The 19,828-nt window shown below is 69.7% G+C and carries 20 protein-coding genes; 12 read left to right on the forward strand and 8 right to left on the reverse strand.

Annotation, left to right across the window (positions count from 1 at the left end; genetic code table 11):
- Window positions 1–24: 24 nt before the first annotated feature.
- From ACFXK0_RS12935 to ACFXK0_RS12980, 10 genes are all read left to right on the forward strand, one after another.
- Window positions 25–1,398 (forward strand): MFS transporter, encoded by a 1,374-nt coding sequence (locus ACFXK0_RS12935; protein ID WP_379410318.1) that lies wholly within the window; start codon window positions 25–27, stop codon window positions 1,396–1,398.
- 46 nt (window positions 1,399–1,444) lie between these two features.
- The gene (locus ACFXK0_RS12940) at window positions 1,445–2,104 is read left to right on the forward strand and encodes a response regulator transcription factor (RefSeq protein ID WP_379410319.1); all 660 of its coding nucleotides are present in this window, start codon (window positions 1,445–1,447) and stop codon (window positions 2,102–2,104) included.
- Window positions 2,105–2,120: 16 nt separating this feature from the next.
- Window positions 2,121–3,551, forward strand: coding sequence for a sensor histidine kinase (locus ACFXK0_RS12945; protein ID WP_379410320.1), 1,431 nt, complete (start codon window positions 2,121–2,123; stop codon window positions 3,549–3,551).
- On the forward strand, window positions 3,548–4,462 hold the full coding sequence (locus ACFXK0_RS12950) for a TAXI family TRAP transporter solute-binding subunit (RefSeq protein ID WP_379410321.1): 915 nt from the start codon (window positions 3,548–3,550) through the stop codon (window positions 4,460–4,462). The genes ACFXK0_RS12945 and ACFXK0_RS12950 overlap by 4 nt, the downstream gene beginning before the upstream one ends.
- Window positions 4,463–4,587: 125 nt before the next feature.
- A complete protein-coding gene (locus tag ACFXK0_RS12955) occupies window positions 4,588–5,052 on the forward strand; it encodes a pyridoxamine 5'-phosphate oxidase family protein (protein WP_379410322.1) in 465 nt (154 codons plus the stop codon).
- 86 nt (window positions 5,053–5,138) lie between these two features.
- Window positions 5,139–6,089, forward strand: coding sequence for an ATP-binding cassette domain-containing protein (locus ACFXK0_RS12960; RefSeq protein ID WP_379410323.1), 951 nt, complete (start codon window positions 5,139–5,141; stop codon window positions 6,087–6,089).
- Window positions 6,086–6,901: an ABC transporter permease gene (locus ACFXK0_RS12965; protein ID WP_379410324.1), complete on the forward strand. Its 816-nt coding sequence runs from the start codon at window positions 6,086–6,088 to the stop codon at window positions 6,899–6,901. Before ACFXK0_RS12960 ends, ACFXK0_RS12965 begins: the two co-directional genes overlap by 4 nt.
- Window positions 6,898–7,689, forward strand: coding sequence for an ABC transporter permease (locus ACFXK0_RS12970; RefSeq protein ID WP_379410325.1), 792 nt, complete (start codon window positions 6,898–6,900; stop codon window positions 7,687–7,689). The genes ACFXK0_RS12965 and ACFXK0_RS12970 overlap by 4 nt, the downstream gene beginning before the upstream one ends.
- Before the next feature lie 111 nt (window positions 7,690–7,800).
- Complete coding sequence (locus ACFXK0_RS12975; RefSeq protein ID WP_379410326.1) at window positions 7,801–8,016, forward strand: hypothetical protein; 216 nt, start codon at window positions 7,801–7,803, stop codon at window positions 8,014–8,016.
- Between the two features lie 37 nt (window positions 8,017–8,053).
- Window positions 8,054–9,013 carry an alpha/beta hydrolase gene (locus ACFXK0_RS12980; RefSeq protein WP_379410327.1) on the forward strand — a complete coding sequence of 320 codons (960 nt, stop codon included), beginning with the start codon at window positions 8,054–8,056 and terminating at the stop codon, window positions 9,011–9,013.
- 16 nt (window positions 9,014–9,029) lie between these two features.
- Here ACFXK0_RS12980 and ACFXK0_RS12985 read toward each other — a convergent pair whose 3' ends face one another.
- Together ACFXK0_RS12985 and ACFXK0_RS12990 are read right to left on the reverse strand one after the other, a co-directional pair.
- Entirely contained in the window at window positions 9,030–10,100 is a 1,071-nt protein-coding gene (locus tag ACFXK0_RS12985) for an alpha/beta hydrolase family esterase (protein WP_379410328.1), read from the reverse strand.
- A complete protein-coding gene (locus tag ACFXK0_RS12990; protein WP_379410329.1) occupies window positions 10,097–10,720 on the reverse strand; it encodes a TetR/AcrR family transcriptional regulator in 624 nt (207 codons plus the stop codon). The genes ACFXK0_RS12985 and ACFXK0_RS12990 overlap by 4 nt, the downstream gene beginning before the upstream one ends.
- Before the next feature lie 213 nt (window positions 10,721–10,933).
- Here ACFXK0_RS12990 and gdhA point away from each other — a divergent pair, with 213 nt between their 5' ends.
- Both gdhA and ACFXK0_RS13000 read left to right on the forward strand, forming a co-directional pair.
- Window positions 10,934–12,283: an NADP-specific glutamate dehydrogenase gene (gene gdhA, locus ACFXK0_RS12995; protein WP_379410330.1), complete on the forward strand. Its 1,350-nt coding sequence runs from the start codon at window positions 10,934–10,936 to the stop codon at window positions 12,281–12,283.
- An 87-nt stretch (window positions 12,284–12,370) separates the two neighbouring features.
- Window positions 12,371–13,390 carry a crotonase/enoyl-CoA hydratase family protein gene (locus ACFXK0_RS13000; protein WP_379410331.1) on the forward strand — a complete coding sequence of 340 codons (1,020 nt, stop codon included), beginning with the start codon at window positions 12,371–12,373 and terminating at the stop codon, window positions 13,388–13,390.
- A 2-nt stretch (window positions 13,391–13,392) separates the two neighbouring features.
- On the opposite strand, the gene ACFXK0_RS13005 is transcribed toward ACFXK0_RS13000, so the two are convergent.
- From ACFXK0_RS13005 to ACFXK0_RS13030, 6 genes are all read right to left on the reverse strand, one after another.
- Entirely contained in the window at window positions 13,393–14,235 is an 843-nt protein-coding gene (locus ACFXK0_RS13005) for an acyl-CoA thioesterase (RefSeq protein WP_379410332.1), read from the reverse strand.
- Between the two features lie 122 nt (window positions 14,236–14,357).
- Window positions 14,358–15,437 (reverse strand): alkaline phosphatase family protein, encoded by a 1,080-nt coding sequence (locus ACFXK0_RS13010; protein WP_379410333.1) that lies wholly within the window; start codon window positions 15,435–15,437, stop codon window positions 14,358–14,360.
- Window positions 15,438–15,545: 108 nt separating this feature from the next.
- Window positions 15,546–17,087 carry a class I adenylate-forming enzyme family protein gene (locus ACFXK0_RS13015; protein ID WP_379410334.1) on the reverse strand — a complete coding sequence of 514 codons (1,542 nt, stop codon included), beginning with the start codon at window positions 17,085–17,087 and terminating at the stop codon, window positions 15,546–15,548.
- A 140-nt stretch (window positions 17,088–17,227) separates the two neighbouring features.
- Window positions 17,228–18,061: an LLM class F420-dependent oxidoreductase gene (locus tag ACFXK0_RS13020; RefSeq protein WP_379410335.1), complete on the reverse strand. Its 834-nt coding sequence runs from the start codon at window positions 18,059–18,061 to the stop codon at window positions 17,228–17,230.
- Between the two features lie 65 nt (window positions 18,062–18,126).
- Window positions 18,127–18,900: a hypothetical protein gene (locus tag ACFXK0_RS13025; protein ID WP_379410336.1), complete on the reverse strand. Its 774-nt coding sequence runs from the start codon at window positions 18,898–18,900 to the stop codon at window positions 18,127–18,129.
- A 71-nt stretch (window positions 18,901–18,971) separates the two neighbouring features.
- Complete coding sequence (locus ACFXK0_RS13030; protein WP_379410337.1) at window positions 18,972–19,736, reverse strand: DUF4239 domain-containing protein; 765 nt, start codon at window positions 19,734–19,736, stop codon at window positions 18,972–18,974.
- Window positions 19,737–19,828 lie beyond the last annotated feature (92 nt).

A 19,828-nucleotide genomic window follows, 5' to 3' on the forward strand; every position in this document is an offset into this window, starting at 1 on the left:
CCGCGCTGATACAGGAGGTCCAAGGTGACAACGACACCGGCAGTCGGTGGTGAACGGCGAGTGGTGGCGAACGTGCTGCGCGGCTCGATCGGCAACCTCGTCGAGTGGTACGACTGGTACGTCTACGCCGCGTTCAGCGTGTACTTCGCGAAGGCGTTCTTCCCCGACGGTGATCCCACCGCGCAATTGCTTTCGACGGCGGCGGTTTTCGCGGTCGGGTTCATCATGCGCCCGATCGGTGGCTGGGCGCTGGGACGTTACGCCGACCGCTTCGGCCGCCGCGCCGCGCTCACCCTGTCGGTCACCGTGATGGCCGCCGGATCGCTGATGATCGCGGTGACACCCGGATTCGGCACCATCGGCATCGCGGCGCCGGTGCTGCTGCTCATGGCGCGGCTGCTGCAGGGCCTCTCGGTCGGCGGCGAGTACGCCACCAGCGCCACGTACCTGTCGGAGGTGGCGTCTCCGGGCAGGCGCGGCTTCTACTCCAGCTTCCAGTACGTGACCCTGGTCGCGGGGCAGCTCACCGCCCTCGGCGTGCAGATCATCCTGCAGCAGGTGCTCACCGCCGAGCAGATGTACAGCTGGGGCTGGCGCATTCCGTTCCTGATCGGCGCCTGCGGCGCGATCGTGGTGATGCTGCTGCGCCGGGGCATGGACGAATCCGACTCGTTCAAGGCCGTGGCGGACGCCTCCGAGTCCCCCGCCGCGGCCGCGAGCAGCTCGCGCGGATCGCTGCGGGTGCTGCTGCAGTACCCCAGGGAATGCCTGCTGGTGGTGGGCCTGACCATGGGCGGCACGGTCGCGTTCTACACCTACACGACCTACATGCAGAAGTTCATGATCAACACCTCGGGCATCTCCAAGGACACCGTGGCCTGGATCAACTTCGCCGCGCTGCTCATCTTCGTGGTGCTGCAGCCGATCGCCGGCGGGCTGTCGGACCGGATCGGCCGCCGCAAGCTGCTCATCTTCTTCGGTGTGGCCGGCACGCTGCTGACGGTGCCGATCATGTCGGCGCTCGCGCACACGGCCAACCCGTTCGCGGCCTTCGGCCTGATGATGACCGCGCTGGTGATCGTCACCGGTTACACCTCGATCAACTCGATCGTGAAGGCCGAACTGTTCCCGACCAAGATCCGCGCACTCGGCGTCGGCCTGCCCTACGCGCTCACCGTCGCCGTGTTCGGCGGCACCGCCGAGATGATCGCGCTGGCGTTGAAGAAGGCCGGGCTCGAGTCGCTGTACTTCTTCTATGTCGCCGGATGTGTCGCGATCTCGCTGCTCACCTACTATTTCATGCGGGAGACCTCGGCGGAGTCGACCATCGACGCCGAAGCCGCCGTCGAGGCCGAGCCGGTCGAGCCGGCGCCGGCGATGGCCGCTGTGCGTGGCTGACCGCGCGCCGCACCTGCCGGTCCTGCCCCTGTGGGAGGATCGGCGCGTGCGGCTTGCGGTGGTCGAGGACGACGACGGAGTAGGCGATGCCCTGGTGGAAGCGCTCACCGCGCGCGGCTACCGGGCCGAGCGCCTGCGCCGCGGCGCCGACCTGCTCATCGCCCACCGTGCCTACGACGCGGTCCTGCTCGACCTCGGCCTGCCCGATGCCGACGGATTGCAGGTGCTGCGCCGGCTGCGTGAGGTGAGCGCGATCCCGGTGCTGATCCTGACCGCCCGCAGCGACGAACGGTCCATCGTGCGCGGCCTGCGTGGCGGCGCGGACGACTACGTGATCAAGCCACCCCGCATCGCCGAGTTGATGGCGCGGCTCGAGACCGTGCTGCGCCGGGCCACCGCCGTCGCCACCCGGGCAAGGACCGAGGTCGTCACCGGCGATGTCCGGGTGGATCTGCGGGCCCGGGTGGTCGAGGTGGCCGGCACGCCGATCGCGCTGACCCAGAAGGAATTCGAGCTGGTCGAGGCCCTGGTGGAGCGCCCGGGCGCCGCGGTGAGCAGGCAGCAGCTGATGGACCGGATCTGGGGCGACGCGTTCGTCGCGGTCTCCCGCTCACTCGATGTCCACATGACCGGCCTGCGCGCCAAACTCGACCGGCCCGGGCTGATCACCACGATTCGCGGCTACGGATACCGGTGGGGCGAGTGAGCGCGGGAGCACGGGCATGCGGCGCAGACTGCTGATCGCGCTGACCGTGTTCGCCGCGCTCGCGGTGCTGGCGTTCGCGGTGCCGTTGTCGCTGACCGCCGCCACCAGCCGGACCCAGCAGCTGGTGCTCGGCCGGTCCGGCGACGCCGACCGTTTTGCCACCCTCGCCGACGCGACCGGGTCGGCGGGCGGGACGCGGGCACTCGCCGACGAGGTCACCCGCTATCACGAGCTGTACGGGGAGAACGTGCTGGTCGTCGACGCGCGTGGGGCGCCGATCGTCAATGCCGGTGTCGCGGTGGACGATCCGCGGATCAAAGCAGCGGTCGCCGCCGCGCGGCGCAATCAGCGCCCGCAGCAGGAGGATCGGCTGACGCCGTGGAGCGCACCGACGATGCTCATCGCGCGACCGGTCGGCACCGGCGTACAGGTGAACGGCGCCGTCGTGATCGAGGCGTCGACCGCGGCCGCACGTTCGGCGATCGGGCGGGTGTGGGCGGTGATCGCGATCGGGGCGCTCGGCGCGATGGCGGTGTTCATGCTGCTGGCGCTCGTGCTGAGCCGCTGGGTGCTGCGCCCGCTGGCCGCCATGTCGGGCGCGGTCGCCGAGCTCACCGCGACGCTGCCGAAGCGCCGTGGCCGTGCCCCGATCACCAGGAGGTACGGCGGGCCGGCCGAGGTCCGCGCGCTGGCCGAATCCGTCGACGCGATGGCCACCGCCGTCGCCGATTCCGCCGACGCACAACATCAGCTCGTCGCCGACACCGCCCATGCGATGCGTAACCCTCTCGCCGCCTTGACGATTCGGCTCGACTCACTGGAGTCGGCCGTGCCCGCGACCGCGTCGGCCACCTTCCGCGGCGCCACCACCGAGGTGGAACGGCTCACCGCGCTGCTCGACGATCTGCTGCGGCTGGCCGTCGCCGAGGCGCCCGCCGCCTTCGGCACCGCGGCGTCCACCGAGGAACACTGCGATCCCGCGCAGGTCGTGGCCGACCGTATCGATGCGTGGACCTCGGCCTTCGACGAGGCGGGGACACTGCTGACGGCGACACCCACCGACGAGACCGTTCGCGCTCCCCTGCCCGGCGCCGGGAACGTCGTGGCCGCGATCAGCGCGGCCGCTCTCGCCCAGATTCTCGATGTGGCGCTGAGCAATTCGTGCCGGTACGCCGGATCCGGAGCGCACACCACCGTGGCTGTCTCGGGCGGGCACGAGTCGTTGACGGTGCGCGTCGCCGATGACGGCCCGGGTGTCGCACCCGATGAACTCGACCAGCTCACCGGCCGGTTCTTCCGCGGTTCGTCGGCGGTCGCCGGCGGAACGGGCCTCGGCTTGTCGATCGCGCAGGCGCTGGCCAAGGCACGCGGCGGTGGTGTGACCGTCGAGGCGGTACATCCGCAAGGTCTCGCCGTCGTGGTTCGTGTTCCCGTGGTGGCGCGATGAGCGGCCCGCCGATCAGCAGGCGCCGGTTGCTGGCATTGGCCGCACTGGTGTCGGCGGGCGCGTTCGGGTGCGCCGGCACCGATCCCGCGACGGTCCGGCTGGCCTCCGGCGAGGACGGCGGCTTCTACTTCGCCTTCGCCCAGCTGCTGGCCGCCGCCGCGCACGCGACCGGGTTGCGCATCGAACCGGTGGAAACCGCGGGCTCGCAACAGAATCTGCGGATGGTCGCCGACGGCGAGGTCGAGATCGCGCTGGCGCTGGCCGATTCGGCGAGCGACTTCGGCGGGCGCGTGGTGGCGCTGGGCCGCGTCTACGAGAACTACCTGCAGCTGGCCGTTCGCGCCGACGGCCCGATCACCCAGGTCACCGAGCTGCGCGGGCACCGCGTCAATCTCGGCGCCGCAGGCTCGGGTGCCGCGGTCACCGGTGAGCGCCTGCTGCGCACGGCCGGTCTCGACCCCACCGATGTCGTGGTCGAGCACCGTCCGCTCCGCGCGGCCGCCCAGGCACTGACCGAGGGCACCATCGACGCCCTCCTGTGGGCCGGTGGTGTGCCGACCGGCGTGCTCACCGTCCCGGACCGGATGCGCCTGATCGACCTCGGCGCCCTGGCCGCCCCGATGCGCGAGACCTACGGACCCGTCTACGACCACGTCACCATTCCCGCCGACGCCTATCCGGGCGGCCCGGCGGTCCACACGATCGGCGTCGCGAACCTGCTGCTCGCCACCGCGACCCTGCCCGAAGCGACCGCCGCCGCCATCGTCGACCTGCTGATCCAGCACGCGGACGCCCTCGTCCCCGCCGAGGCCGCGGGCGCCCAGTTCCTCGACAGCCGCTTCCTCATCGGCACCGGCACCATCCCACTGCACCCGGGCGCCGCCGCGGCCTACCGCCGCAGGCACGGGTGACCGTCACCGCCACGAACCGCCGGATACCCCGGGCCGACGACGGCACCCACGGCAAATGACCCGGATGCCGGCGTGGATGTGGGATGCTCGCCCTCCGGAATGTCCGCGACAGGAAGGCGAAGACGATGGGAAACGACGGCCCGGGTGTCACCGAACTCGCTGTCAACGAATGCTGGGCGCTCCTGCGCAGCGTGGACGTGGGCCGGCTCGCGGTGATCGTGGACGACCATCCGGACATCTTCCCGCTCAATTACGCGGTGGATCACGGAACCCTCGTCTTTCGATCCGCGCAGGGCACCAAGGTGTCGGCCGCGTTGTCGGATGCGCCGGTCGCGCTGGAGGTCGACGGCTACATCGCGCGGTCCCACGAAGCGTGGAGCGTCGTGATCAAGGGGCGTGCCGAGGGGATCCGCGAGATCGGCGAGTTGATGGACACCGTGGATCTCCCGCTCTTTCCGTGGCAGGCCGGGCCGAAGAATCTCTTCCTCCGGCTGGTCCCCAGCGCCGTGACGGGCCGCCGGTTTCCGGTCGCCGACCAGGCCGCGTGGCAGAACCCCCTCTCGAACGTACGGCGCTCGCCGTCGGAGTAGCTCCGGTGGACAACGCGTCCGGCGCCGATCGTTGTATTCCCTTGCAGCCTAGCCAATTCGGGTTAGGTTAGGTTAGGTTAACCTCCATGGTGGACTATGCCGTGGAGGCAGAAGGTCTCGTCAAACGGTTCGGCGGGGTGACGGCGCTCGATGGGCTCGGTTTCGCGGTGGAGCGGGGCACCATCGCGGGGGTGCTCGGACCGAACGGGGCGGGGAAGACGACAACGATCGACGTACTGACCACACTGCTGGTTCCCGACGCGGGGCACGCGCGGGTCGCCGGTCACGATGTGGTGGCCGACGCGGGCGCGGTGCGATCGGTCATCGGCCTGACCGGGCAGTTCGTGGCCCTGGACGAGAACCTGACCGCGCGCGAGAACCTGGCGCTGTTCGGGCGCCTGCTCAAACTGGGCAGGCGGCGGGCCGCCGAGCGCGCCGCGGAACTGCTGCATCGCTTCGACCTCACTGACGCCGCCGACCGGCGCAGCGGCACCTTCTCCGGTGGCATGCGGCGCCGGCTCGACCTGGCGGCATCGCTGATCGGTCAGCCGGAGGTGCTGTTCCTCGACGAACCGACCACCGGGCTCGACCCGCGCAGCCGCGCGGTGCTGTGGGATGTGGTCCGCGACCTGCGCGACGACGGCATGACCATTCTGCTCACCACCCAATACCTGGACGAGGCCGACGAACTCGCCGACCGGATCGTGGTGGTCGACCACGGCCGCGTCATCGCCGACGGCACCGCCGACGAACTCAAGGACCAGGCCGGAGGTTCGGTCTGCCACATCACCGCCGCCGAAGGCGACCGCCCCCGGATCGCGGCCGCGCTCGCGGACATGACCGGGCTCGCCGAACTGGGCGACGGTGTCGCCGTCGCCGCGTCGGGCGCCGCGACGCTGGTCGACGTCGTGCGCAGACTCGACGCGGCCGAAATCGCCGTCGACGACATCGCCCTGCGCCGCCCGACCCTCGACGACGTGTTCTTCCGCCTGACCGGTCACCCGAGCGTGCCCGGCGAGCCCGAGGACACCCCGTGACAACCACCGCCGCCACCTCGGAAACCGTTGCCGCGGCGTCTCGTCCCTATCCCTCGATGCGGGCCGACACCGCGATCCTGGCCGGTCGCCACCTGCGGTTGATGAGCAGGCGCCCGGCCTCGGTGATCAGCGCGGTCGTGCTGCCGCTGGTCTTCGCCACGATGTTCTATGTCGTGTTCGGCACGGTGGTCGAGCGCAGGATCGGCAGCGAGTACGGCCAGTATCTGCTGCCCGCGGTGATCCTGCAGGCCATGCTGTTCACGGCCATGTCGGCGGCCATCCTGTCGGTCGAGGACGTGACCGGCGGCATGATCCGCAGGCTCCGCTCCATGGCGGTCTCCCCGATCGCCCCGGTGCTCGGGCTGGTCGGCGCCGAGTTGAGCCGGGCGCTGCTGACGATCGTGGTCCTGTTGCCCGCCGGTGCGGTCATGGGCTTCCACCTCGGTGGCGGCGTGGCCGCATCGATCGGATTCGTGCTCGTCGCACTGCTTTTCGCGGCGGTGGTGTGCACCGGGTTCATCGCGATCGGGTTCGCGGCGGGCAAGGTGGACTCGGTGCAGGTGATCACCAATGTCATCTTCTTCCCGTTCCTGCTCGTGTCGAATGCCTTCACCCCGACCGAGGCGTTCCCGGACTGGTTGCAGCCGTTCGTGGCCAACCAGCCGCTCAGCCGCACCGCCGACGCGCTGCGCGCCCTCGCCGACCCGGAGGCGGCCATCGCCCGGCCGGTCACGATCGCGCTGCTGTGGTTGGCCTGCGGGTTCGGCGTGTGTGTCGCGATCGCGGCCCGGACCTATCGGAGGTCACTGTGACCGAGACCCGCACCGTGCCGGGACCCCGCCCGCATGTGCTCGTCGACGGATGGGCACTCACGATCCGCGCCATCCGGGTGACGCTGCGCAATCCCGTCCTGCTGATGATGGCGACGTTCTTCCCGCTGATCCTGCTGGTGCTGATCACGGTGTCGTTCGGCTCGCTGGTCGCCCCCGGTGGCAGCCGGGCCGACTACGTGAATTTCAGCCTGCCGTTGTTCGCGGTGATGGGCATCATGTTCGCCGGGCTCGGCACCGCGATGACAACCTACGACGACCTGCAATCGGGTTTCGACCGCCGGCTGCGGGCGATGCCGATCAGTCGTGCGGCACCACTGATCGGGCGCATCGCCGGTGACGCGGTGCGCAACCTGATCACCCTGCTCGCGGTGATCGGCGTCGGCTACCTGCTCGGGTTCCGTTTCACCGGCGGCCTGCCCGGCGCGATCGGATTCCTCGTGCTGCCGCTGGTCTTCGGCACCGGTGTCGCCTGGATGATGGTGGCGATCGCGGTCCACGCCAAGTCCGGGGAGGCGGTGGGTTCGGCGCTCAACGCGATCCTGCTGGTGGCCTCGTTCCTGTCGACCGGCTTCGTCCCCCGCCAGGACCTCCCCGCGTGGATCCAGCCCGTCGCCGCCGCCAATCCGGTGTCCTCGGTGGTCGAGGCCATGCGTGGACTGGCGTCCGCCGGCCCCGTCGCCACCCCCACGTGGCGCGCGCTGGCCTGGACAGTGGCCCTGACCGTGGTCTTCGCGACACTCGCGATCCGCGGATACCGCCGACGCTGAAATCCGACCGCACGCGGGGCATCGACCGAGGCCGATCGGGACCGGAAAGCCGAGCGGTGCCCCAAAATTCGGGGGCGCTCGGAACTCGTAGTCCGTCCGTACGATTCCGGTATGACTCTCTCCTCCCGGGCAGTGCGCACCGGCACCGTTGTTCTCGCCATCACCGCCGGACTGGCCACCGGCGCCGGTACCGCCGCCGCCGAATCTCCGTCGGATTCGGGTAGCGCGCTGGGCACTGGTTCCGCCGAGCTGGCGCAGTCGCTGTTCACTGCGATCGGATGCTATGTGGGCGCCAACAACTGCGGGTCCATCGTCATCCCGACATAGGGTACGAACAGGGCGCAGGGCGTTTATCATCGGCGGCATGGGGACCTCGGATCACGAGCGCGCAGTACCCGTGTGGGCACGGCTCCGGGCCAGGTTCTCGCCACACGATTTCCATCCGGATCTGCGTGCGTTGGCGGCGGTCGCGCCGAGCCGCGCCGTCTCCCGGCGGTCGCTGCCGGTGTTGCGCGGGCTCGTCCGGATGCTGCGGCTGCGCTCCTCGCCCCATGCCACCGAGGTGATCACCGACGCGGGAGTCCGGATCCGGGTGCACCGCCCGCGTGACCCGGTGGCCGGTCCCCTGCCCGCACTGCTGTGGATACACGGCGGCGGGTATGTCTTCGGTCTGCCGGAACAGGACGACGCGGTGTGCCGTGGCCTCGCGGAGTCGCTGGGCATCATGGTTGCCGCAGTGGACTACCGGCTCGCCCCCGAGCATCCGTATCCCGCGGCGCTCGAGGACTGCTACGACGCCATGACCTGGCTCGCGCGCCACGCCGATGTCGACGCGCGCCAGGTGGCGATCGGGGGTGCCAGCGCAGGCGGCGGCCTCACCGCGGCCCTGGCGCTGCTCGCCCGCGACCGCGGCGAGGTGACGCCCACGTTCCAGCTCCTGGTCTACCCCATGCTCGACGACCGGACCTCGGCGCGATCCGACCTCGACGACACCCGATGGCGGCTGTGGGACCGGCGCAGCAACCACTTCGGCTGGGCCGCCTACCTCGGCGACGCCGACCCCGAGATCGCCGTCCCGGCCCGCCGCACCGACCTGTCCGGTCTCGCCCCCACCTGGATCGGCGTCGGCACCGCCGACCTGTTCCACGACGAGTCGATCGCGTACTCGAAGCGGCTGGCCGAGGCCGGCGTGCCGTGCACCGTCGAGATCGTCACGGGCGCATTCCACGGTTTCGACCTGGTCATGCCGAGCGCACCGGTTTCGCGATCGTTCTTCGCGAGTCAGCGCGAAGCACTACGCGCGGCACTCACCGTCCGGGACTGACGGCCGGTCGGCGGGTTCACGAGGGAATCGGACCCGGGTGGGGGTGATCCCGGAAGAATTCCCAGATGATCCGGTTGGCTTCGATGGTGTGGGTGACCGGGCCGGTGATGGCGACCGGAACGAGGGTTGGGTCGCCGCCGGGCCAGGTGTGGCCACCGCCGTGCACGGTGTAGAGCTCGACGGAGGCGTCCGGGTCGCAGGGGTAGGTGGTGCGGGTGACATCTGCGGTGACCTGCTCGGTGGCGGGTTCGGGGCCACATCCGTTGCGGGCGGCCCAGGCGGCGGTCTGCGCGGGGATCGGAGCCGTGCTGGGGAGGTTGTCGGCGGCGGGATTCTCGGCACGTTGCTGGAACATCAGCCGGGAGGATCCGTCGGTGGCGGGGAGCAATTCACCGACCGGGCCCACGCCTCCGGTGTAGCTCAGGAACTGGTCGCCGGTGCCGTGGAAAGCGACGACCGGGACGCGGCGTGCGGGCTCGCACCAGGGAAAATCCTGGATGCCGGCGACCGGCGCGACGGCGGCGAATCGGTCGGCGAGCTGACAGGCCACCGAGGAGGTGGTGAACGCGCCCATCGACAGCCCGGTCATGTAGATGCGGCGCCGGTCGACGCACAGGGTCTGTTCGACCTGGGTCAGCATGGCCGACAGGTAGGCGATATCGGCACCGCCCCGGCCGTATTCCCATCGCGGGAGCAGCCCGGCGTCGGCGTCGGGAGTGATGGTGACGAAGCCGTGCCGGAGACCGAAGCCGGCGATGCCGCTCCACTGGGATTGCAGCAGTCCCGGTTGCAGGTAGCCGTGGATATCGAACACGACCGGCATCGGGATCCCCTGCGCGGCAGGAACATCCTGGATGTATCGGCCGGATCGGGCATCGGTGCGGAACAGATGCATTGTTCGCCCAGCCTCGACCTGCGAGGCGGCGCAGCCTGCCGAGGGCACCGCCGCCGGCGAAGCGGTCGCGGCCGGGCCTGCCGTCGCGACCGCGTGGGTCGACAGCAACACGGCGACGACCGCGGCCGCGAGGGCACCGAGTACGCGTGTGGCGCCGCGGATCTTGCGCAGGCGGGATGGAGCGTCGTTCACAGAACACCTTCTCGGGCTGTCAGGTCGTCGTCGGACGGGGCCATGGCGCGCAGCGACGCGGCCAGTTGGAGGACCTCGTCGGTGATCTCGTCGAGGTCGGCGGGGTGCCTGCCGTCGACCAGCCATCGGGTGAACACCGCGAACATGCCGCCGACGACGAAGGTGGTCAGCATGTCGCCGCTGCGCAGATTCAGCGGCCCGGTCAGCGGTGGATCGGGTTGGTTCAGCCAGGAGCGCACCGCGTCGAGCACGGCTTGCTGGACGCGATAGGCGCACGCGCCCATGGCCAGCGCGCGGTAGAAGTCCCGGTAGTGGGCCAGGTGTCGCACCGCGAGGTACGTCATCTGCCGGCTCGAACCGGCGGCGCGGGTCAGTTCGGGGAACAGTTCCCGCTGGATCAGGTCGATCCCGGCGGCCACGAACAGCGATTCCCGATCCTCGAACAAGCCGTAGATCCCCTGGCGGCTCATGTCCGCGGCCTCGGCGAGTTCGGTGACCGACACCGCGGTCGTGCCGCGTTCGGAGATCAGCCGCACCGCGACTGCGAACAGCGTCGCTCGTGACCTGCGTACTCGTCGATCCTGACCGGCCGGGTCAGGTATGTCGCGGGGTGATCGCACACCCGAATAATAGACAGGCGACCGCTAATTGACAACTGTCCATTATCAGTCGGCGACCTCGGACGCCGCATGGGTGCGTGCCGTGCGGTCGAGGGCCGGTCAGTGGACATGTGGTCCAGACCTCACAACCCCTGCGGCTACGGTGTGAGGCAAGGCCGTTCCGGTGACCGCAGGCGGTCCGGGGCGGAGGCAACGACGACGAGGAGTCCACGGGTGGCTGTCCTGCACACGAAGCTGAGCGACATCTACGACGAAGTGCTGCGGCGCAACCCGGGCGAAACCGAGTTCCACCAGGCTGTCCGCGAAGTACTCGACAGCCTGGGCCCCGTGGTCGCCAAGCATCCGAGCTATGCCGACGCCGCGGTCATCCGCCGGCTGTGTGAGCCCGAACGGCAGATCATCTTCCGGGTGCCGTGGGTCGACGATGCCGGCGCCGTGCAGATCAACCGTGGTTTCCGGGTGGAGTTCAATTCCGCGCTCGGCCCCTACAAGGGCGGGCTGCGCTTCCATCCTTCGGTGTATCTGGGCATCGTGAAGTTCCTCGGATTCGAGCAGATCTTCAAGAACTCGCTGACCGGGCTGCCCATCGGCGGCGGCAAGGGCGGTTCGGATTTCGATCCGAAGGGCCGCTCGGAAGGGGAGGTGATGCGGTTCTGCCAGGCGTTCATGACCGAGCTCTACCGGCACCTCGGCGAACACACCGACGTCCCGGCCGGCGACACCGGGGTGGGCGGCCGCGAGATCGGCTACCTGTTCGGCCAGTACAAGCGCATCACCAACCGCTACGAGTCCGGCGTACTCACCGGCAAGGGCCTGACCTGGGGCGGTTCCCAGGTACGCCGGGAGGCCACCGGGTACGGGGCGGTCTTCTTCGTCAACGAGATCCTGGGTGCGGCGGGCCGGTCGCTGGAGGGTAGGCGGGTGGTGGTGTCGGGCTCGGGCAATGTCGCCATCTACGCGATCGAGAAGGTCCATCAGCTCGGCGGCATCGTGGTGGCGTGCTCGGATTCGAGCGGCTATGTCGTCGATGAGCACGGCATCGACCTGGACTTGCTCAAGGAGATCAAGGAGGTCCGGCGCGGACGGATCGCCGAATACGCCGAGACCCGTTCGGGCACGGCCCGATTCGTCTCGGGCGGTTCACTGTGGGAGGTGCCCTGCGATATCGCGCTGCCGTGCGCGACCCAGAACGAACTCGACGGCGTCGCGGCGGGCAAACTCGTCGCCAACGGCTGCCAGATCGTCGCCGAGGGTGCCAACATGCCGTGCACGCCGGAAGCGATCCGGCTGTTCGGCGAGGCCGGGGTGACGTTCGCGCCCGGTAAGGCGGCCAATGCCGGCGGTGTGGCGACCAGCGCGCTCGAGATGCAGCAGAACGCCTCGCGCGACTCGTGGAGTTTCGAGCACACCGAGGAGCGGCTGGCCGAGATCATGCGCGGCATCCACGACCGTTGCCTGGCCACCGCCGACGAATACGGCGTCCCGGGCAACTATGTGGCGGGCGCCAATATCGGCGGCTTCATCCAGGTCGCGGACGCGATGCTCGCCCTCGGCGTCATCTGAGCGGTACCGTCAGAGCAGCGCCCGGCGCCGGGCGGCGTATCCAGGAGGGTTCGCACGGTCCGCTGGCCGATCGAAAGGGGAAAGCCCTTGTCCGAGAATCCCGCACACGCGGGCGACCGACCGGCCGCCTGGTACGAGAACTGGACCGAGGTCCCCGATTCGCCGTGGCGGCACCGGCCAGATCCCGACTACGACCACGAGTATTCGACGCTCACCTACGAACGGGACGGACGGATCGCCCGGATCACCTTCGACCGCCCGGACCGGGGCAACGCGATCACCCCGGCGACTCCGCTCGATCTCGCGCACGCGGTCGAGCGCGCGGACCTCGATCCCCGGATCCACGTGATCCTGGTGTCCGGTCGCGGCAAGGGGTTCTGCGGCGGCTACGACCTGGACATGTTCGCCGAGCAAGGCTTCGCCGCCGGGGCCGGGCCGGACGAGATCACCGGCACGGTCCTGGACCCGGTCGTCAACGCGATGAACCACAACCCGTGGGGCACCTGGGATCCGATGATCGACTACGCGATGATGAGCCGGTTCAATCGCGGATTCGCCAGCCTGTTCCACGCGAACAAGCCGACCGTCGCCAAACTGCACGGTTTCGCCATCGCGGGCGGCACCGATATCGCCCTGTACGCCGACCAGATCATCTGCGCCGACGACACCAAGATCGGCTATCCACCCACGCGCACCTGGGGCATCCCGGCGGCGGGCATGTGGGCACACCGGATCGGTGACGCCCGCGCCAAGCGCCTGCTCTTCACCGGCGACTGCATCAGCGGCAAGCAGGCCCAGGAGTGGGGGCTGGCCATCGAATCCTGGCCGGCCGACGAACTCGACGAACGCGCCGAAGCCCTGGTGGCGCGGATCGCCCGGATGCCGGTCAACCAGTTGATGATGGCCAAGCTCGCCCTGAACTCGGCATTGCACGCGCAGGGCGTGGCCAATTCCGGGATGATCAGCACCGTCTTCGACGGCATCTCCCGGCACACCCGCGAGGGCTATGCGTTCCAGCTACGTTCCGCCACAGCTGGTTTCCGCGAAGCGGTCCGTGAACGCGACGAACCGTTCGGCGATCACAAACGGGCGCAGTTCGATCGCTGACCCTAGCTGTGTGCGCGCATCAGGCCTTGCGCAGTCACCGACGCCACCAATTCTCCTGCGCGCGTGAATATCTGCATCCGGCTGTACATGCGGCCCGCACCCGCGAACGGGCTCTCGCAGCGCAGCAGCAGCCAGTCGTGGACCGTGAACGGCCGGTGGAAGGTGACGGTCTGGGTCAGCATGGCCGAACGCCCCCGACCACCGCGGCGCGCGATCTCCGCCTGCGGGTACGGGCGCATAGCGACCGGGCCCAGGAAACCCTCACTGCCGTGGGCCAGCAGCGCCCGCGAGAACACCGGCAGCTCGGGGGCCTTCTCGCAGCGCATCCACACATCCAGCGACGGTGGACCCGCGAGGTCGAGTGCCAGCGCGTCCGCCCCGCCCAGCGTCCGGACCTCCCAGGGCAGCAGGGCGCACGGCAGGTCGGCGCATTCCTCTGGGCCGGGCACCTCGGGCGGCAGTGCGGTCTGGTGCGCGAGGAAGTCCGGCTCCTCGACGCTGAGCATGGCCAGCACCCGGGCGTGCTCACGCCCGTCCTGCCGGAACGACACCTGCGCGGTGGCCAGCGCCCGCCCCGACTGGACGACCTCGACATCCACCTCGACCGCACGATCGGCGTAGCCACCGCGCGGGAACACACCATGCAGCGACTGCACCGCCATCTGCGGCACCGTGCGCTCGGCCGCGACCACCGCCTGCGCCAGCGTCTGACTGCCCAGCGTCGTCGGCAGTGTCGAGGTCACGTTCCGCGCCCGGAATCGTCCGGGCGCGATCTCGGCGAGATCGAGCACGTCGAGGAGGTCGGCCAGGTCGACGACCGGCCAATTATCGGTTCCACCAGCCACCGCCGAATGCTCGCACATCCCCGGCTTCCGCCGAAACACCGTGATCGCTGAACGGGACACCGAGGGGGGCGGCGGACGATTTCGCTGCTCCGGAGCGGTGAGCAGTCGCAGCGGAGGAACCGTCACCGGTCGGACGAACCGCCCGCGGAGCCACTCCCCAGCAGGCACAGCGGATTCGCCACCATGGCCGCCTGTGCCGAACCGGACGACGAACCGGTGATCCCGGCGTCGACCGGAGGCGTGTTCGGCACCGGCGCCGCCGGGTCGCCCGAGCCGCCGGTCAGCATCGACTCGCCGTCGAGATTCGCGGGAGCCGCGACATCGAGCAGGTCCAGCACGGTCGGCGTGATGTCGGCGAGGGTGTAGCCGTTGTTCTGGGTTCCCGCCGCGAAGCCCGCTCCGCGCGCGATCACGAAACTGGCCGTCTCATAGGCGCTCTGCCCACCGTGGCCACCATCCGCCTTGTGCCCGTGGTCGGTGGTGACCAGAATCGTCCACCGCTCGTTCGCATGCGCGGCCGCGCGCGCGTCCACCGCGGCGGTGATCTCGCCGACCAGGCCGTCCACACGGCCGATGGCGTCGCGGTAGGCCTGCGGCCAGATTCCGCGCAGTGTGTGTCCGACGATGTCCACCTGATCGAGGTGGGTGAACACCAGATCGGTCCCGTCCTCGGTGATGGCCGAGACGACCTCCGCAGTGGCATTGGTATCGGCGATGGTCTCACAGACGCCCGCACCGGTGGGATCGATTTGCGTCACGGTCACCCGGTCGGCCTGCGGGTTGCCGGTGCGCGCGATCATGCCGATCGTTTCCCAGGTCCCGATGGAGGCCGTCGACAATGCCGGACGCTCCCGCTCCACCTGCGTGAACACCGTCGGGTACTGCGCGAAAGGTCCTGCGTTACAGGTGGATCCATTGTCCTGGATCCCGTGCTTGGTATCCCACACGCCGGTGAGCGCCGTCGCCCACGAGACGCACGACATGGTGGTGTGCGGGGCGATGGACGTGCGCGCGAGAGTGCCCTGCGCGGCCAGCCGGTCGAGGTTCGGCGCATCGGCCGCCGACACCTCACTCCACAGGGTGCCGTCGATACCGATGACCACGACCTTGTTCACGACCGGAGCCGCCGGGGCCGGCGCGGCGGCGGCGAGCGGGACAGCGGCCAGGGCGGCGGCCGCGAGGATGCGGTGTGTGCGAGTCATGCGCGGCACCGTAGTTGCCGCGCGGCTCCAGCGCCCAGCAAATTGGACAATTGACCGATAAAGTCCCGCACATCGGGACCCGCCCGGCAACGCAGCAGTGGCCCGCTGTCACCTGGTGCGGTCCCGTGCGAAAGCACGCACGGCGCCCTTGGCGACCTTGCCGCTGCCCGTCAACGGCAACTCGTCGACGAACAGGACGTGCCGTGGTCGTTTGAACGGCGAGATTCGTTGCCGGACATGGCTGATCAGCTCCTCCGGCGTCGGCAAGTGACCGGGGCGCCGGACAACCACAGCGCAGATCGCCTCACCCCAGTACTCGTCGGGCACGCCGACGACCGCGACACCGGCGACATCGGGGTGCGCCGAGAGCGCGTCTTCCACTTCCCGCGAGGAGACATTCTCGCCACCGGTGATGATGATGTCCTTGACCCGGTCGACGACGGTGAGGCGGCCGTCGGCACCGATGACGCCGATATCGCCGGTGCGCAGCCAGCCGTCGACGATCGTCCGGGACGTCGCGAGCTCGTCCTCCCAGTAGCCCGCCATCACCTGCTCGCCCCGGACGACGATCTCACCGGCTGCCCCCGGCCCCAGCAGCGCGCCCTCGGCGTCGATCACGCCGACCTCCACCGAGCTGTGCGGCATACCCACCGAGCGCAGGATGCCCGCGTCGCCGGCGGCCCCCGCGCGATGGTCGGCGGGCCCGAGAAAGGTGACGTTGCCGCCGGTTTCGGTCATGCCGTAGCCCTGGTTGAGATCGATGCCGAGGCGGGTCGTCGCGCGGTCGATCAGGTCCGCGGAGATGGCCGCTGATCCGTAGCCGACCTCCCGGAGGGTCGGTAGCGTCGCTCCGGTCCGGTCCAGGTGGGTCAGCAGCGCGTGCAGCATGGTCGGGGCCAGCGAACACGCTGTGACCTCGTGGCGACGGACGAGGTCGATGAACTCGCCGGGCCGGAAGTGCGCGGTCAGCACGACCGTCGACGCCATCGCGTGATGCACGAGAACGTTGTATCCGGCGATGTGGCACATCGGGAACGGGAACAGGTACACACCGTCGCCGGTGATGTGCCTGCCTTCGACGGTGCCCCACACCGCGGCGGTCAGCGAGCGATGGGTGTGGGCGACCGCTTTGGGGCGGCCCGTGGATCCGCTGGTGAACACCAGCCAGGCCGGGTCGTCGGGTCGCGTGTCGTCCGCGATGTCGCTTCCACCTGCGGTGATCGAGTGCCACCGCGCGGACTCGAAGGGGATCACCGTTTCCAGCGCCGGTACCCGCTCCGCCAGGTCACCGGCGAGTGCGTCGAGGTAGCGGCTGTCGCCGAGCAGGACGCGCGGCCTGCTCATCGAGATCGCCGCCAGCTGCTCGGACACGTCCAGTCGCTGGTTGATCAGGACGAGAACACGGCCGGCCCGCGGCACCCCGTAATAGGACTGCGTGTACGGGAGGCTGTTGTCGCCGACGATCGCGATTCGGTCACCGGGATCGGTCTCGCGCGCCAGCCAACTCGCGATCGAACGGCTGTGCTCGTCGAGTTCGGCGAAGGTGGTGGCGGATCCGTCCGGCGCGATCACCGCGGGGAGGCCGGGCATCCTCGCCGCCGCGCGGGTGAGCAGCCCGTGCACAGTCTGTGCTCGCGGATGTGTCGTCATCCGCCACCTCCACCACCACATCGACATCACGAACCCGGCCGTCCAAGCCGCTGTCCATACAAACACGCCCCATCGAGCGTGCGGACCCGACCTCCCAGCTGTCGGGCCGGCTCCGAGGCTGGCTGGAACCGGCGGTCAGCTCACCGGGTGAGCGGCAGCGCTGCCGCCAGGATGCGCAGGCCCGCGAGGTAGTCCTCGTTCAAGACCTGGATCGCGACGTGGCCCGCCCCCGCATCCAGATGCGCGGCCAACCCGGCAGCGACCTCATCCGGTTCGCCGTGGAGCGCGAGCGCGTCGATGAGCCGATCACTGCCCGGGGCCGTCAGGTCCTCGTCGGTGAAGCCGAGCCGGCGCAGATTGCTGACGTAGTTCACCAACCCCAGATACATCGGGACCATCTGCCGGGCGACAGCTCGCGCCCGGTCGGGGTCACCGTCGAGGACCACTTTCTGCTCGGCGACGAGCAGGGCGTCGGCACCGACGATCTCGTGGGCGAGACCGGTGTGCTGCGGCGGGGCGAGATACGGCAGCGCACCGGCGGTCCGGTCGCGGGCCAGTTCCAGCACGCGCGGCCCGAGTGCCGCCAGCGCCCTGCTGTTCTTCGGCACCCCCGCCGCGTCGAGGTCGTCCAGATAGCTCACCAGGGCGTCATACGGCTTGATCGCGTCAGCACCGTTCGCCTCGCGATGACCGGCGCCGATGCCGAGCAGGAACCGCCCGGGAAACCGCTGGTCGATCCGGTGGAAGGACTCCGCCACCGCATCGGCGCGCGCCGTCCAGATATTGACGATGCTGGTTCCGACAACCAGCGATTCCGTCGACTCCAGCAGCGATTCGGCGGCCGCCAGATCCGCCGGCGGGGAACCACCCAGCCACAGCGCCCCGAATCCCAGCTCTTCGATCTCCCGTGCGGCCTGCGGGGTGAACCCCTTGTATCCGCGCCACACACCGTATGTTCCGGCAACCTTGGTCATGCCGGACGCAACCGCCCACCCGCCCGTCCTATTCCGGGCGGGTGCAGAACGTGCGCGGCTTGCTGTCAGCGGCCCCGCAGACGGGCGCGCGCACCGGCGATGATCGTGATGATCATGACCGTCATGACCTGCAGCGCGGTGAGCGCGGGCGCAGGGGGTGGCTGAACGGGTGCGGCGTACCCGGCGGCGGGCGGCAGCGGCGGGATCACGCCGGGGATCGTCGGGATCACCTCCGGCAGGCGGGCTGGAACCGGCACGGCAGCCGGTCGCAGCGCTGCCGGCGGGATGGTCAGGGGGCTGCCCGGCGCGGGCAGACTCGGGACCGGGAGCAGCAGCAGGCAGGTCAGCGCCGCGCTGCCGGCCGCCGCGCTGCCGACGGCCACACTGCCCGCACCCGCCGAGCCCGAACCGGCACTTCCGCTCGAGCCGAGGCCGACCAGACTCGAGCCCATGCCACTGCCGGTGACGATGCCGGACCCCAGCGCGGCGCTGCCGACCGCCGCGCTGCCGACACAGGCGGGAAGCACGAGATCGGGGTCCGGATCGCTCGTCGGGCCGGCGACATCGATGCCGCCGTGATCGCTCTCGCCGAGGCCGAGCGCCTGCCCATCCGCCGGGTCCGGGGCGATCCCCGCCGCGCTGCCGGTCGGCACCGCCGACCAGCCCGAACCACTCTCGAGCCCCAGCTCCAGCTCCAGCCAACCACGCTGTCCGTCGCCCGGGGCAGTCACGGCGCCTGGAGCCGCACTGCCGCTGGCGATCTGATCGATCATCGGTATTTCCGGAGCACCGACGGCGAACGGCGCGGACACGGCCAGCGAAGCCGCTGCCACCGACACCGTCGCGAATCCTCTTACTGCTCTTCGCTTTCCGCATACGGTACCGCCGGAAACCCGGCGCTGATCGCTGGTCAACGCGGAAGGCTCTCGCTCGACGACGGTTCCGCGGCGAGGTCCTGGAAGCGTGCCAGCGCGAGTTCGTAGGCGTCCTTGGCGACGCCGCCGTCGAACGGCTGATCCAGTTGATAGACAGCCACGATGACCGCACCGATCACCAGACCGAACAACCCGGTCATGAGAATGCTGCGCTTGGTCACCACCACACCGGAGAACACAGTGCCGAACAGCAGCATGCCGGTGGCGAACCACAAGGCGATATAGAGGAAACCGGGTAACCGGTAACCGGCATCCAGGCCACGGTCGAACCGTGCGTCGGTGATCGCCGCGACGGCCGTGGTGGTCTCCTCGGGCGCGGAATCCACCGCCTCCCGCAATTCGTCCAGCGTCGCCTGCGTGGACGGGCTCAGCCGGCGCTGTTCGTCCATGACCCGCCACTCTTCGTCGATCACCTGCCGGGTGTAGGCGGTCACCAGGGTCCGGATCCGTTCCCGATCCGGCTCGGGCAGGCTGTTCGCCGATTCGTACACGCTCACCAGGGCTTTGCCCTCCGACACGGTGTGCGCGTGCGAGGTGTCGTACTGCTGCCACAGGATCACCACCACGAACGCCACGATGGCGGCGAAGAACATGTTGACCGTGTCCAGCATCATCGAACCGGCGCCGGAATCGTCGTGCCGCCACGACACGGGCCGCACCCTGTCCCCCAGCACGAAGATCCCGATCGCGGCGCCCGCGAACAGCGCCAATACCGCCAGCTGCAACAGAATTTCGAGCATTCCGCGACTCCGTTCCTGCCGGGGTGGAAGCGATCACAGGGTATTCGCAGCACCCACGCGGCTGGATGGAGATCCGAATCCCTTCCACCCCA

Origin of the sequence: Nocardia sp. NPDC059177 (assembly GCF_042755165.1) — a bacterium.
Classification (GTDB): domain Bacteria; phylum Actinomycetota; class Actinomycetes; order Mycobacteriales; family Mycobacteriaceae; genus Nocardia.